Genomic DNA, 15,555 nt, shown 5'->3' with positions numbered 1-15,555 from the left:
TACACTTCCAGCTCTTACTTTTGTGTCACATTTAGAGAGATGGCAGAGTGGTCGATTGCGGCGGTCTTGAAAACCGTTGACCTTTGCGGGTCCGGGGGTTCGAATCCCTCTCTCTCTGCTTGAAAAGATGAAAGCCCTGTAGGAGAAATCATACAGGGCTTTTTCGTTTTCTGCCCCAGGGCATGCCCTGGAAGATGCTTCTAGGGTTGGGCTCCTGGCTTGAATTGGTTTTTCCAGGTCTATCTTCCTTGCCTGGCTCTTCTCTTGGGAGCCCGGTTTTCATGGCGCGTCCGATTCAGTATTTTGGCGGCGTCTCTTCCAAAGGCTTGTTGGACTTCTTAACGCTTTGGGCGTACTGAAGTGTTTAAAACAGGAATTAAGTGGCTGATAACTTAACTTGTACCTGCCTATCGATTATGTAAACGACTGACCTATGACGAGTGGAATCATTATCACGCTCTGCACCCTGTTGCTGGTAGCCTATCTTTTCGATCTTACGTCTGCTAAAACCAAGGTGCCCTCCGTTATCCTGCTGCTAGCCATGGGGTGGGTGGTACGGCAGGGGTCCGGTTTCTTTGAGGTGCAGGTTCCCAACCTGTCTCCTCTTCTGCCCATCCTGGGAACTGTCGGGTTGATTCTGATCGTGCTGGAAGGTTCCCTGGAACTGGAGATAGACCGAACCAAATTCCCCCTCGTCAAAAAGACCTTCATCGTTGCCCTTTTCCCCATGTTGGCGCTGGCCTTTCTGCTGGCATTCCTTTTTCAGTATTCTGGCCAGCCATCGTTCAAGGACAACCTCCTCAATGCCCTTCCGCTTTGCGTCATCAGCAGCGCGATCGCCATTCCCAGTGTCAAGAACTTCAGTGGGTTCAACAAGGAGTTCGTGATCTATGAGAGCAGCCTGTCAGATATCTTCGGGGTGCTGCTTTTTAACTTCGTGGCGCTGAACGAAACCATCAACACCCAGTCGTTCGCCCATTTCGGGTTAGAGTTACTTGTCATCGTCGCCGTCTCTTTTATCGCCACCCTCGGGTTGTCTTTCCTGATTGGGAGGATAGACCACCACGTAAAATTCGGGCCGATTATCCTGCTGGTTATCCTTATCTATGCCGTCTCCAAGGTGTATCATCTACCGGCGCTGATCTTTATCCTGCTTTTTGGGTTGTTCCTGGGGAACCTGGATGAACTTAAACACCTTAAATGGGTGCAGAAATTGAGGCCCACCGAACTGAACCGGGAGGTGCATCGGTTCAAGGAGATCACGGTAGAGGCCACTTTCCTGATAAGAGCGTTGTTTTTCCTGCTGTTCGGTTTCCTGATTGAGACCTCAGATTTGCTGAACATCAGCACCTTTGCCTGGGCCGTGGGGATCGTGGCGGCCATCTTCGGCTTGCGGGGCCTTCAGTTATGGGTGGCCAAGTTGCCCATGAAACCCCTGCTGTTCGTTGCCCCCCGCGGCCTGATCACGATTCTGCTGTTCTTCAGCATACCCCTGGGGAACAGGATTCCCTTGGTGGACAACTCCCTTATCATTCAGGTTATCATATTGACGGTTTTGGTCATGATGGTGGGGTCGGTTTTCTTCAAACAGGACCACAACGAAGAAGCCAAATCCTCCATGGAGGGCCTGAGTTAATCCAGAGCCCCTCAGGTGCGGCTTTACTTTCAGCATTGTCTCGTCTCCATTTAAAAACAGAGAAGGCCTGCAAGTTTAGTCTTACAGGCCCTCTCTGTTTTTAAATGGAGCGGATTTTACCATGCCGCAAAGGGGAAATCCAGCGTTTCTAAGGCGTTTTTCTAGAAATGGGCTTAAGACTGCTTGGTTTCCGTTTTACCAAGCTTAACTGGTTTTCGGCACCATCTGCGCGTGCTTTCTGGATGACGGCATTTGCTATTTTCCGGCCCATCTCTAAACCAACCTCATTATCAGTCCGGAAGTGGATGCCTGCCTGGAAGCGTGATTCTGCGCCGTCTTTGGCTCTCTTCTGGAAATACGTCCTATCTGCCGGGAAAAAGTAGGAGTACAGTTCACCCGTCACACCACTGATGACCGCATGGCCGGAAGGATACCCGGGGAAAGGCGGTGTAGGAATCAAGGGGTGGTAGGTGGTGTCATATTGATTGGGACGGATTCCCCAATAGGCGTACTTGGCGTCCCAGCAGGCGATAAATGCATCATAGGAGGCAACGGCGGTAAGGGCATACACCCGGGCTGCCTGCGGTGGGTTCTGGTGAAGGTTGTACTCAAATATCTTTTTGTGCAACACGTCTTCTCCAGTTTGGCTGGCATAATAAAAGGCATTGGCCTGAGACCGGAACGTGGGTTTAAAGGCCTTCATCTCCGCCATATCCTTGGCAAAATCGGGGGGCGGACCTGGGCGGAACTGGCTGCTGCTGTCCAGTACCACGGTCTTGCCTTTGCCTGCCATGGGGAACATTGGTTTTTTGCCGTTCCAGAGCCCGGCTTTCTGAGGCATTTTGCCGTCCCAAGGGCCTTTTGGCGAGTAGCCTTTGGTGTGTTCAATCTCTTTTAGGGCAATTCTTCTGCCTAATTCAAAGCCTGCTTTAGTATCACTGGGGAACGCTACGCCCGCTGCCACCCGGGATTCCATCACCCGCTGGGCCATCCGGTTGACAGAATCTGCCAAAGCGGGATAGAAATGGGCAATGACAGTAGAAGCTACCCCGGCCGCCACCGAGTGTTCGCAGGGATAGGAGGGACTTTCGGGTTTAGGGGCATAGGCTTTGATTTTGCTGCTGGCCGCGAAGGGACGTTCCCGGTTGAAGGCGTATTTGGTGTCCCAGGCAGCAACGGTGGCATCATAGATTCCCGCATTCAACAGCATGTTCGCCAAAACCCCGGTGTAGGCTGTATCCACAACCCAAAGCTTGGAGATCATCTGGTGCCAGCGGTAACCGGGGGAGCCGGCATTCCAGAAAAGGATCTGTTGCAGCCCGGCTGAGTCCAGTTCCTGCTGCCGCGAAAGCACCTGGGCTATTTCCTCTTTGTTGGAGGGGGGAGAAGGTAACCGATAGGCCTTGCCTGATGAAATAAACCAGGTTTTCCAATTGCCGGCGGCGGGTTCCACCTGGGCCTGCAGGTGGGTGGCCATCAGAAGTACGGCAACCAGAAGGAGTAAGCTCTTTTTCATGCGCTCTTATCGTAAGGTTTAGTAAAAGATACTTCACTTGGAACATTAGAAAAAGCAGGTGTCAACAGACAGCAGCTTATGGTCTACCAACGGCAGAAGTTGGAAGATTTAAGGAATAGGTAGGGTGAGAAAAAGGACGTATTTTAGTCTAAGCGCTTTCACCCCCTGATTTCTTCTAGAGTATCGCCTTAAAAATCATAAAGAATAGCCGCCTAATGAAGTTAAAACTAGATCCCAAGAGGTTGAAGCTATTCCTTTGGATAGGAGCGGCCTATCTGGCTTTATGGCTGTTGGTGGATTTGGCCCAACACCCTGACGCCTTTGGCGGCTGGGCCTTAAATGAAATCTGGCGGGCCGTGTATATCGTTTTTGTCAACTTCCTGTTCTTTGAGTACACTTTGCCCAAACTAAGCCGAAAACGGATTTTCAGGTCCATTCTCCTTTTACTGGGGCAGTTTTTCTTTTATTCATTCGGATTGTACGCCTGGCGGGAGTTGGGTATTCAGGTAGGTATCCATACGTCTTTTGCTACCTATACATCCTTTGGGCACGGACTGGGTGAGCAGTTTGGGGCTGGTATTTTCTCCATTGTGTTTTTCGGGATCATCCGGCACATCTATGAATACCGGAAATTGAGGGAGGCGGCGCAACTGCTGCGCATTGAGAAGCAGGAGGCCGAACTGAACTACCTGAAATCGCAGACCAACCCGCACTTCCTGTTCAACACCCTGAACAACATCTATGTGCTGGCCCGTGACAAGTCTGATCTGGCGCCTGAATCCATTTTGCGATTGTCCAAAATCCTGCGTTTTATGCTGTACGAGGCCGGCGGAGCGTATATAGCCATAGAGCAGGAACTAAAAATAATAAGCGATTATATTGCCCTGGAGCAGCTTCGGTACGATGATTCCCTGCATGTTAATTTCAACCATGACATTGAAGACCTGAGGCAGGCCTTGCCACCCCTTTTGCTGATTCCGTTGGTGGAGAACGCCTTTAAACACGGGGTTTCCGAAACTCGGCACCATCCGTTCGTAGACATTCATCTTTCGGTGAAGCAGCGGCAGTTGGCCTTCATCGTGAAAAACTCCTCTGAAACCGTTGCTCAGGAGGGAGGCGTGAAGGAACACATAGGGCTCTCTAACCTGCGGCGGCAATTGGAATTGCTGTACCAGGAATACGACCTCTCCCTGAAGCAAAGTGACGATGCGTTTACGGCTACTTTGAACATCAACCTCTCCAGCCATGTCTAACCTTTCCTGTATCATCATCGAAGACGAACCCTTGGCCGTGAAAGTCCTGTCAGACTATATCTCGCAGGTGCCGTTCCTGAACCTGCAGGCTACCTTCAAAGACGCCCTCCTGGCCTCAGACTACCTCCGGGACCATGCCGTGGATGTAATCTTTTTGGATATCCACTTGCCCAAACTCAAGGGGATGGCTTTCCTGAAGACCCTCGTAGATCCGCCCGCCGTCATTATCACTACCGCTTACCACCAGTACGCCGTGGAAGGGTTCAACCTGAACGTCACCGATTACCTTCTGAAGCCTTTTGAATTTGAACGTTTTCTGGTAGCCGTCACCAAGGTAAAGGGCACGAAAAAGGAAAAACAGCCTCAAAACGAAAGCCCGGCAAAAGACCACCTCTTTGTGACCGTCCAGAAAAAGAAAGTCAAGATCCTGTTCTCGGAGATAGTCTACATAGAGAGTCAGCGGGAATACATCCGGATCGTGACCACCAGCCGGGAATACCACCCCAAAATGAGCACCCATGAGATAGAAGCCCTGTTGCCCGCCGCCCTTTTCAAACGGATTCACCGCTCTTTTATCATTTCTATCAACCGGATTGAGTCCTACACCTCAGATACGGTAGAGGTGAACGGGGTAGCCATTCCCATCGGGCGCGGCTACCGCGATGTGGTGGAGAACCTGTAGCCATTTACTTCCATTCTATTGTCAAGTAAGATGATTTTACCATCCTGAGGACTTCAATTCACCTGGTGCCTGGCTAGCCAGGTAATCCGTTTTAAGGCCAGAATCAGGAAAGGAGCCCCAAAACAGAGTTCGTTTCTGAATTCGGAGCGATGATTCAATTCATAAATACCCTGTTACTAAACCTTTCTAACAAACCTGCTTCTATCTTCAAACAGCCCATCAAAGAGTATGGCAAATAGCCTTAGTGCTCTTGTTTCAGCGTTGCTTTCAGAGGTTTGTTCAGGTTTAGGCAAAGCCTTCATTTTGACGATAATAAAAGAAAGTATAGCTAAAACCTTTTATTATTCAAGACTTAGCTCTATAATTAAGGTTTAATTTTAAAATTGTAAAATGCCAGAGAAGGAGGTCTACGTGAGCCTTAAACGTTCTCTGCGGTTTACTTCCAAGTTCAAACTCCCTTTTGTGCCACCACAGCATAAATCAATGCTAAAACTACCAAAACCACCACTTACCTGGGGGGCGATGGCGTGCACCCTCTTCGCTTCGCTCGCTTTCTGCGGTCATGTTCACAGCCAAAATAACGCTGTACCGCTGCAAGACCTGTCTGGCTTCAAGAACCCGGGCAAAAGCTGGCAGGTAGCCGGAAATGTAGTGGCCAGCCTCTCTGAAGACAATCTGCTCGTGCCTGCCAAAGGCGGCGGAATACTGGTGAACCTACCCGGGAAAAAAGTCAAAGGCGAAGACTTGTACTCTAATTTCGAGCACGGCGACATGGACCTGGAACTGGACTACATGATGGCCAAAGGCTCTAATTCAGGTATCTACCTACAGGGGCGCTACGAACTGCAACTCGCCGATAACTGGGGCACCACCGACCGTACCGCCGGCAGCAACGGAGGCATTTACGAGCGCTGGGATGAAAGCCGTCCCGATGGTCAGAAAGGCTACCAGGGGTATGCGCCTCGCCAAAACGCTGGCCGTGCCCCGGGTTTATGGCAGCACCTCAAGATCTCGTTTCAGGCTCCGCGGTTCGATGCCAACGGTAAGAAAATTGAAAACGCTCGGCTGTTGCTGGTACAGTTGAATGGCGTCACCATCCATGAAGACTTAGAGCTGTTCGGGCCCACCCGGGGTGCCATGAGCAACGACGAGAAAGCTACTGGTCCGCTGCGGCTGCAGGGAGACCATGGCGCCGTTGCTTTCCGCAATATCAAGGTGAATCACTACAGCAAGCCCCGTCCGGAGCTGAAAAACCTTTCCTATAAGATCTATAAAGGCAAATACGAGCAGGAACCAGCGTATGGCAGCCTCCCACCCGAAGCCGCCGGTCCGCAGGGGACAACCAAGCTCCTGACCTCTAACCTGGATATCAAATCAAACCAATTTCTGGTGCAGTACACCGGAACCTTTGTGGCCAAGGAAGCCGGAGAATATGTGTTTAATCTGAGCACCCCCGCCGGGGCAGGGCTTATCCGGTTAAACAAAAAGGAAGTAGTGCCCATGAAGTACTGGAACAATGCAGGAAAGGTCACCTTACCCGCCGGAGAAGTACCTTTTGAGTTGATCTACTCCAAATACAATGATTGGGGCCAACCCGCTTTGAGCCTGCAAGTGGCCGGGCCCGGCGTGCGGGAATTCCTGCTGAGTGAGGTAATCATGAACGAGGAAATCGATCCTATTTTGGTGGATGTGAAGGAGAGACCGGTACTTCGCAGCTTCATAGACCTGCCCGGCAATCACCGGGTGACCCATGCGGTATCGGTAGGAAGTCCTACGCAGTTACACTACACCTATGACCTGGACAACGGCACCATCGTGCAGTTGTGGCGCGGCGGCTTCCTGGATGCTACCCCCATGTGGCATGAACGCGGCGACGGTTCTTCGCAGGCCATCGGCTCCGTGCAGCGATTCGGGAAACCAACCATTACCCTGGCGAAACTGGCCTCAGACCAAGCTCCTTGGGCTTCTGACACCACCGGCACTTCTTTCCGCCCGAAGGGCTACCAGTTAGACCAGAATTCAGAGCCTACTTTTATGTACCAGATGCACGGCGCCACGGTGCAGGACGCCATCCGGATCATTGAGAACGGGAAAGGGCTTCGGCGAGAACTCAGCATTCAGAATCCGTCAGGAGTGATGTACGCCCGCGTGGTGGAAGCCGAAAAAATAGAGGAGACCGCCAAAGGAATGTACATGGTAGATGACAAAGCCTACTATGTGCGCCTAGATGATACTGCCGGGGCAAAGCCCTTGGTGCGGAATGTGGGCGGTCGCCAGGAACTGCTGGTGCCGGTACAGGGCAAGCTGGCGTATTCTATCCTTTTTTGATTTATAAGCGCAATATCAATGATAAAAGTAGCTAAAAAGCTTTTCCTTCCGGTGCTAATGGCGGGTGCCTTGTTCGCTGGTTTGCCTCAGAAAGTGCAAGCGCAGGAGTCACCTATGGAAGAGGATTTCTTTAAGATCATGCGGGTGCCTTCGCCCGAGGGTACGTTGCTGGAGGTAGGCGGCCTGGTGATCCTCCCCAACGGAGACCTGGGAATCTCTACCCGCCGGGGCGATATCTTTATTCTGGAGAACCCCACCAGTCCCAAACCACATTTCCGAAAATTTGCCTCCGGGTTACACGAGGTACTGGGCCTGGCCTACAAAGACGGTTCCCTGTACTGCGCACAGCGAGGCGAACTCACCAAACTCACCGATACGAACAATGACGGCAAAGCCGATCTGTTTGAGACCGTGTACGCTTGGCCCTTGTCGGGGAATTACCATGAATACAGTTTTGGGCCGAAAATTGCGCCGGATGGTTCTTTCTTCGTGACCACCAACCTGGGCTTTCCAGATCCTTGGTGGCATGCGACTAGCCTGGTGCCGTGGCGCGGCTGGATGCTTAAAATCAGCCCGGAAGGGAAAATGGAGCCCTGGGCTACTGGACTGCGCTCTCCAGCGGGCATCGGGATGATTGACGGGGAAATGTTCTACACCGAAAACCAAGGCGACTGGGTTGGCTCCGGCGGTCTGTGGCACGTGAAAAAAGGTGCCTTTACCGTGCATCCCGGTGGTCTGCGCTGGACAAACCAGCCCAACTCCCCGCTGAAGATGACCCAGCAGCAGGTCTACGCCAAGCTTGATCCCCGTTTTGAGAAAGACGCCAAAGGCGGACACGTGAAGCCCGAGAACCGGGTAAAGGAGCCCAACGTGACCATGTTCGACATGAAAAAGCAATTCCCAGATCTACAACTGCCGGCGGTGTGGCTTCCGCACGGAATTCTGGGAATTTCCAATTCTGAGGTCCTGAAAATACCGGAAGGGCACTTCGGGCCGTTTGAAGGGCAGTTGCTGGTGGGTGACCAGGGCCAAAGCAAGATCATGCGGGTAGCATTGGAAAAAGTAAAGGGTGAGTACCAAGGCGTGGCCTTTGATTTCCGGAGTGGTTTCCAGTCTGGCGTGCTGCGCATGGCCTGGGCCAAAGACAAGTCGCTGTTCGTGGGCGAGACCGCCCGCGGATGGGGGGCCGCCGGAGAAGCTAACGAAGGTCTTCAACGCCTGATCTGGAACACCCGCATCCCCTTCGAGATGAAGACCGTGAAAGCCATGCCCGATGGGTTTGAAGTAGAGTTTACCTCACCTGTAGACCGGAAATCTGCCGAAGACATCGCTTCTTACGCCGTGGACAGTTACATCTATAAATACCATGCCGTGTACGGCAGCCCTCCCGTGAATGCCAAAAAGCTGGCTGTGAAAGGCGTGAAACTCTCTGCAGACGGAACGAAGGCGCGCGTGCTCGTGGATAACTTGCGCGAAGGATACATTCACGTGTTAAAGCTGGACGGTGTACGGGCCAAGGAAAACTACTACACGCTGGTGCATCCGGTGGCGTATTATACTTTGAACAGCATCCCCGAAGGGCAGAAGTTAGCGTTAAGCGAGGTGAGCACTCGTAACTCTGCCGCCGCTTCCGCTACTTCCAAGGCATCAAAAGCCAACCTTACTACCGGGAAAGCCAAAGGTGGTTCTGCGGCAAAAAACACCGTTTCAAAGGCGCCAGCTACTCCGGGTAAAACCACGGCTGCCCCTAAAAATGCCAACGTTGTCCTGACCTTTAATGACGTGAAACCATTGCTGGCCAAGAATACCTGCCTCGCCTGCCATACCACCGATAAGAAGCAGGTAGGCCCGGGGTTCCGGGAAATCGCGAAGCGGAAATACTCTAACCAGAAGATCGTGGACTTGATCCATAACCCTAAACCGGAGAACTGGCCAACTTATGCTACCCCAATGCCGCCAATGCCGCAGGTGCCCAAGGGAGAAGCCCTCAAAATCGCGGCCTGGATTAATTCCTTGAAGTAACTAAATTTAGGAAAGGCGCTTTTCGCCCGGATTTCTAGAACTGACCCTAAAACAGAAAATATATACCCCTATGTCGCTTTCGATTACGCATAAGCTTTCTTTCGCCGCGTTGGCCCTTGGCTTACTTTCCTTTTCAGAAACCCAGGCTCAGGCCGTAGATGCCTCTCAGTCTGTAAAGACAGATACGCCCAAACCTCCCAAAATGGTCCCTGAAATGACCGAGTTCTGGGAACCCGAGCCGCGCAAGGTAACGCCCGGCACCAACAATGCTGCCCCTTCAGACGCCCTTGTCCTGTTCAACGGGAAAGACCTGTCTCAGTGGAAAGCCAAAGGAGGCAGCGGAGACGCCAAATGGGAAGTGAAGAACGGCGCGTTTACCGTAGGCAAAGGCGATATCTCCACCAAAAAGGAGTTTGGGGATTTTCAGTTACATATTGAGTGGAGCGCGCCCGACGAAGTGAAAGGCACGAGCCAGGGCCGAGGCAACAGCGGCATCTTCCTGCAAGACCGCTACGAGGTGCAGGTCCTTGATTCTTACAATAACCGCACGTATTCCAACGGACAGGCTGGCAGCATTTACAAACAGCACCGCCCCTTGGTGAACGCCATGAATAAGCCCACTGAGTGGAACGTGTACGACATCATCTACACCGCTCCTCGCTTCAAGGAAGACGGTTCTTTGTTTACGCCCGCCCGTGTGACGGTGCTCCACAACGGCGTGCTGGTGCAGAACAACGTGGAACTGAAAGGCCCTACGGAGTACATCGGCTTGCCCGAGTACAAGGCCCACGGCAAAGCCCCCATCAGCCTGCAAGACCACGGCAACCCCGTGGCCTACCGCAATGTCTGGATCAGGGAATTGTAAAGACCTAAGAGCAGCCACCCGGCTTTCCTATTTTGCAAGTTTGCCGGCTACTTTCTGATTTAAGGCAGTTTTCTGAAAACCAGCCTTAAATCAGAAATCCTCTTCCAGCGCGGGGAGGCGCAAATGAACGTCAGGAGGTGAGCCAAACGAGGTTCAAATGATTAGCCCTTGCTTAAATCTAGTGAAAACATGCTCCCCGTTTTAAGCTCCTTTTCCTGAAAATACCTTTAAAGCCCGGAGTTGGAAACGACAGGTTTTCTGTTTGATATATTGAGAGTACTTTTTCCCCAAACACCCTTCAAGCGTACCACCATGAGATTACACCGTAAGTCCTCGTTGACTTTAGGCCACCTTTCTTCTCCCGCAGCAAACCAGTTTGGCTTGCCATCGGAACGTATTTCCCCGAAACTCGGGTCTAGGTTCTCCTCGCTGGCTTTCTGTTTTCTCCTGTTGACTCTGCTGGCTTCCTGCGGCAAGCGGGACGGAGACCCAAGGATTCTGGTGTTCAGCAAAACCAGCGGCTACCACCATTCGGCCATAGATGAGGGTAACAAAGCCATTGTGGAACTGGGAAATAAGAACGGTTTTGCAGTAGACACCACTACCAATAGCGGTTACATCCAGGAAGACTCTTTGAAGAAATATGCCGCCGTAGTGTTTCTGAATACTACGGGCGATGTATTGAACCACTACCAGGAAGCTGATTTTGAGCGGTACATCCAGGCAGGTGGCGGGTTCGTGGGGGTTCACTCGGCTACGGACACCGAGTATGACTGGGGTTGGTACGGCCGGTTAGTGGGCGCTTATTTCAACGGTCACCCAGATCAGCAGGAAGCCGTGGTGCGGGTAACTGATGAACAAAACGAAGCCACTGAACACTTGCCCAAGGAGTGGAAACGAAAAGACGAGTGGTACAACTTCAAAAACCTGAGCAAAGACGTGAAGGTTCTGCTCACGCTGGACGAGAAAAGCTACAAAGGCGGCACCAACGGCGCCAATCACCCGGTAGCCTGGTACCATGATTTTGATGGCGGACGCGCTTTCTACACCGCGCTAGGCCACACCGAAGAATCTTACCAAGACAATCTGTTCCTGCAGCACCTGCTGGCAGGGCTGGAATATGCCATCGGCGACAACAAAGAACTGGATTACGAAAAAGCAACCGCCCTGCGCGTACCAGAAGAAGACCGGTTTGTGAAAACGGTGCTGACCCAAGGCAAGTTTACGGAGCCTACCGAGATGACCATCTTACCTAACCTGGATATCCTGGTAGCCCAGCGCCGCGGCGAACTGATGTACTACAACCAGGGCAATGGCTCCTTAACACAGGCAGGTTTTCTGGATGTGTACCATACTTCCAGCTCAGACGCCAATGCCGAGGAAGGCTTAATGGGATTGGCCAAAGACCCAGATTTTGCCAAGAACAACTTCATATTCCTGTACTACAGCCCGGCAGATACGTCTGTGAACCGGCTTTCCCGCTTTGTCTTCAGGAACGGGAAATTAGACATGGCCTCCGAGAAGATCGTGCTTGAACTGTATTCCCAGCGTCAGATCTGCTGCCACACGGGCGGCTCTATTGCCTTTGGGCCAGACAACCTGCTGTATCTTTCTACCGGAGACAACAGCACGCCTTTTGACGAAAAAGGCCAAACCTACACCAATCAGGGGTACGCGCCTTTAGATGACCGGGAGGGACATTTGCAGTATGATGCCAGAAGAACATCCGGTAATACCAATGATCTGCGCGGAAAGGTGATCAGGATCAAGGTAAAGGCCGATGGATCCTACGAAATACCCGCCGGGAATTTGTTTCCTAAAAATCAGGCGAAAACCAGACCTGAGATCTACACCATGGGACACCGTAACCCGTACCGCATCTCTGTGGATCAAAAAACAGGGTTCCTGTATTGGGGCGAGGTAGGGCCAGACGCCAAAACCGATAGCTTAGCCACCAGAGGCCCTAAAGGGTATGATGAAGTAAACCAAGCCCGTAAGGCTGGTAACTACGGCTGGCCGCTTTTCGTGGCGAACAACTATCCCTATCTCAGATATAACTATGGCACGGGTACTTCCGGGGAGGCTTTTAATCCTGCCAAGCCTGTCAACGATTCTCGCAATAACACTGGTCTGGTGAATTTGCCAGCAGCCCAGCCCGCTTTTATCTGGTACCCGTATGACGCTTCCCCAGACTTTCCGCAGGTTGGAACGGGCGGACGTAACGCCATGGCGGGTCCTGTCTATTACACAGACATGTTCCCGGAAAACACCCGGTATGCCCAATACTACCATGGCAAGCTCTTTATCTATGACTGGATCAGGGACTGGATCAAAGTGGTGACCATGAAGAAAAATGGTGACTTTGATAAAATGGAGCCCTTCATGGAAAATGAAAAATTCGCGGCCATCATGGACATGGAGGTAGGTCCTGACGGGAAGATTTACATTCTGGAATATGGAAAAGGATGGTTCACCGGAAACCCGGATGCTGCGCTCTCCAGGGTGGATTATCTTTCCGGGAACCGGCCTCCTAAAATCACGAACCTAACGGTAGACCGGCAAAGCGGGCTGCTTCCTTTCACCGTGACCGCTACCGTAGAAGTAGCAGATCCGGAGAAAGATAATCTAAGATACCTCTGGACCGTTAACGGCCTGAAGAAGCTGACAGATACCCCGCAACTGGAACATACCTTCACCAAGGCGGGAGATTACGACATACGGGTAGAAGTCACCGATACCGAAAAGGCCACCTCCGGCAGCAAGGCCGTAACTGTGTACGCCGGTAATGAGCAGCCCGATGTGGTGGTGGCTTTGCCGGGCAACCGAAGCTTCTATTTCGAGGGAACCCCTATCAAATACCAGGTGCACGTAGCTACTCCGGGCGGTCAGGTGAAGCCAGAAAACCTTTTCGTGTCTGCGGAATACATAGAAGGAAAAGACCTAGCCGGAGCCTCCATGGGGCACCAGGTGGCCTCCGCCACTTTGGTGGGCAGAACCCTGATGGAAAACTCAGACTGCAAAGGCTGCCATAAAATAGATGAGAAATCGATAGGGCCGTCTTACGTAGACGTCTCTAAACGGTACCTTAAAGATGGCAAGGCCACGTCGCACCTTACGAACAAGATCATCAAAGGCGGCGGTGGCGTGTGGGGCGAAAATGCCATGCCGGCCCACCCAGACATGTCAGAGGCAGATGCCCGGCAGATCGTCTCCTGGATTCTTTCTCTGGCCAGCCCAACCAGCACTAAGCCTTCGCTTCCGGCCAAGGGAGAGATTGTTCCAAGGGTAGCCGAGCAGAAGAAAGAGAACACCGTCCTGAAACTCACAGCCACTTATACCCACGAGGGCGGCACCGGCTTGAAACCGTTGGTGGGTTCTAACGCCGTTCAACTAAGAAGTAACAGGGTGGATGTGTCTGAATTCAAGCAGGTGAAAGGTTTTACCAGTAGAGACTCTTCTGGAAGCAAATATCTGGTGTTTCCTGCAAGTGAGGGCTGGATCAAAGAGACCCTGGATTTAACAGACATCGGCTCCATTGAGCTATCCGCGGTAAACAGCGGGTACTTGGGTACCTATGCCGTGGAAGTAAGAATTGGGACGGTAAACGGGCAGAAAATAGGAAGCGGACGGATGGCTTTTGGCCCGCAAGGGCAGATCGTAAGCACCCGCATTCCAATTCAGGCTCCTCTCAATCTAAGAACTACGGAAGTGTACCTCATCTGTAAAGAAGTAACTGCAGGCGGCAATAACAGGCCACTTCTAAAAACGGTCACCTTTACTCCGCAGGGTAGAAGTACAGGGTCTTCTTTAGCCACTGTCAAAGTGAAATAGAAACCCTTCAGAATAAGCCTTATATTGAAACAACGTCTAACCAAAGGTACTGCCCATGACACAAGTAACCGCAGCTAAAAGTGTGACCAATGCAGATCACTTGGTAGATGGCAAACCTGCTTTCACGGAGAAGAAGTACTTGGTCACGTTTGTGTTTGTCACGTCTCTGTTCATGCTCTGGGGCATCGCCATTACTATGGGCGATGTTTTGAACCAGCATTTCCAGGAGGTACTCAGGGTGTCAAAGGCGCAATCTGGTTTGGTGCAGTTCTCCATTTTTGGGGCGTATTTCCTAATGGGCATCCCGGCGGGGTTGTTCATGAAGCGGTTCGGATATAAGATGGGCGTGTTGCTGGGCTTGTGCCTGTATTCCATGGGCGCGTTCCTGTTTGTTCCGGCCGCGGCGGCCGAGTCTTTTAACTTTTTCAGGTTGGCGCTTTTCATCTTGGGTTGCGGACTAGCCACTTTAGAGGCAGTTGCCCACCCATTCATCGCGGCTTTAGGCGACCAACGCACCAGTGACCAACGCCTGAACTTCGCGCAGGCCTTCAATGGGTTGGGTGCAGTGATTGGACCGGTGATTGGCGGCTACTTCCTGTTGCGCACCGGTACCCCGGGTGAGCTGGATTCAGTGGAGTTACTGTACACCATTATCGGCTCTGTCATTTTGTTGTTGGCTACCGCTTTTGCCTTTGTGAAAGTACCAGCCCTGGTAGACCCGCATGAAAGCCCTGCTGATTCAGTACATCAAGAAAATGGCCTGATTTCAGAAAATAAGCCCAAAAGCCTGTTCCAGAACCGGCATTTTGTGTGGGCCTGTATTGCGCAGTTCTTCAACGTGGCAGCCCAAGGCGGTACGTGGGCCTTCTTCATCACCTACGGGAAAGAAAAGATGGAGCTTCCGGCCGAAATGGCTTCTTATTATTTCTCCCTGAGTATGGTCATGATGATGGTAGGCCGTTTCTCCGGGGCTTTCCTGATGCGCTACATCGCGCCGCATAAACTATTGGCGGGGTACGCCTTGGCTTCCATTGTCATGTGCGTCATTGTGGCGCAGAGTTGGGGAACCGCCTCGTTTGTGGCTTTGCTGCTGATCAATTTCTTCTTCAGTATCATGTTCCCTACCATCTTCAGCTTGGGTCTGAAAGAAATGGGGTCAAAAACCCAACAGGCTTCTTCCTTCATCATCATGGGCGTGGTGGGTGGTGCCGTCTTTCCACCTTTGATGGGCATGGTGGCCGACCATGACGTGGCGGCCTCGTACTACCTGCCCATAATCTGCTATGCGGTGATTTTCCTTTTCGGGTATAAGTTCTATAAACCGGCAGTGCCTTCCCGTGGGTAACCAAAGGCAGAGAAAGAGAAGTATTTTACGCCTGTTTTGCAGAAAGTAGGTCTGAAACAAGAAGGAAGTATATATTA

The 15,555-nt window shown here is 51.9% G+C and carries 9 protein-coding genes and 1 tRNA gene; 9 read left to right on the top strand and 1 reads right to left on the bottom strand.

What is annotated here, in order from left to right; translation table 11 throughout:
* Window positions 1-33 precede the first annotated feature (33 nt).
* Both EFB08_RS00650 and EFB08_RS00645 read left to right on the top strand, forming a co-directional pair.
* Window positions 34-118 (top strand) — tRNA-Ser (locus tag EFB08_RS00650).
* 315 nt (window positions 119-433) lie between these two features.
* Complete coding sequence (locus EFB08_RS00645) at window positions 434-1,636, top strand: cation:proton antiporter (RefSeq protein WP_123124985.1); 1,203 nt, start codon at window positions 434-436, stop codon at window positions 1,634-1,636.
* A 148-nt stretch (window positions 1,637-1,784) separates the two neighbouring features.
* Here the strand turns inward: EFB08_RS00645 and EFB08_RS00640 are convergent, their stop codons facing one another.
* On the bottom strand, window positions 1,785-3,152 hold the full coding sequence (locus EFB08_RS00640; protein WP_123124984.1) for a phosphatase PAP2 family protein: 1,368 nt from the start codon (window positions 3,150-3,152) through the stop codon (window positions 1,785-1,787).
* A 215-nt stretch (window positions 3,153-3,367) separates the two neighbouring features.
* Between EFB08_RS00640 and EFB08_RS00635 the strand changes: the two genes are divergently transcribed.
* From EFB08_RS00635 to EFB08_RS00605, 7 genes are all read left to right on the top strand, one after another.
* Window positions 3,368-4,405: a sensor histidine kinase gene (locus EFB08_RS00635; protein WP_123124983.1), complete on the top strand. Its 1,038-nt coding sequence runs from the start codon at window positions 3,368-3,370 to the stop codon at window positions 4,403-4,405.
* Window positions 4,398-5,087: a LytR/AlgR family response regulator transcription factor gene (locus EFB08_RS00630; RefSeq protein ID WP_123124982.1), complete on the top strand. Its 690-nt coding sequence runs from the start codon at window positions 4,398-4,400 to the stop codon at window positions 5,085-5,087. The genes EFB08_RS00635 and EFB08_RS00630 overlap by 8 nt, the downstream gene beginning before the upstream one ends.
* Before the next feature lie 522 nt (window positions 5,088-5,609).
* Window positions 5,610-7,415, top strand: coding sequence for a 3-keto-disaccharide hydrolase (locus tag EFB08_RS00625; protein WP_165864762.1), 1,806 nt, complete (start codon window positions 5,610-5,612; stop codon window positions 7,413-7,415).
* An 18-nt stretch (window positions 7,416-7,433) separates the two neighbouring features.
* The gene (locus EFB08_RS00620; RefSeq protein WP_123124980.1) at window positions 7,434-9,437 is read left to right on the top strand and encodes a c-type cytochrome; all 2,004 of its coding nucleotides are present in this window, start codon (window positions 7,434-7,436) and stop codon (window positions 9,435-9,437) included.
* Window positions 9,438-9,507: 70 nt separating this feature from the next.
* The gene (locus EFB08_RS00615; RefSeq protein ID WP_123124979.1) at window positions 9,508-10,302 is read left to right on the top strand and encodes a 3-keto-disaccharide hydrolase; all 795 of its coding nucleotides are present in this window, start codon (window positions 9,508-9,510) and stop codon (window positions 10,300-10,302) included.
* Window positions 10,303-10,614: 312 nt separating this feature from the next.
* Entirely contained in the window at window positions 10,615-14,133 is a 3,519-nt protein-coding gene (locus EFB08_RS00610) for a ThuA domain-containing protein (RefSeq protein WP_123124978.1), read from the top strand.
* Between the two features lie 55 nt (window positions 14,134-14,188).
* Window positions 14,189-15,478 (top strand): sugar MFS transporter, encoded by a 1,290-nt coding sequence (locus EFB08_RS00605; protein WP_123124977.1) that lies wholly within the window; start codon window positions 14,189-14,191, stop codon window positions 15,476-15,478.
* Window positions 15,479-15,555: the final 77 nt, after the last annotated feature.

The sequence above is a fragment of the Rufibacter latericius genome, from assembly GCF_003721515.1.
GTDB classification, from domain to species: Bacteria; Bacteroidota; Bacteroidia; order Cytophagales; family Hymenobacteraceae; genus Nibribacter; species Nibribacter latericius.
Note: the sequence above shows the minus strand (reverse complement) of the source record. Positions and strands in the feature narration are given on the sequence as shown.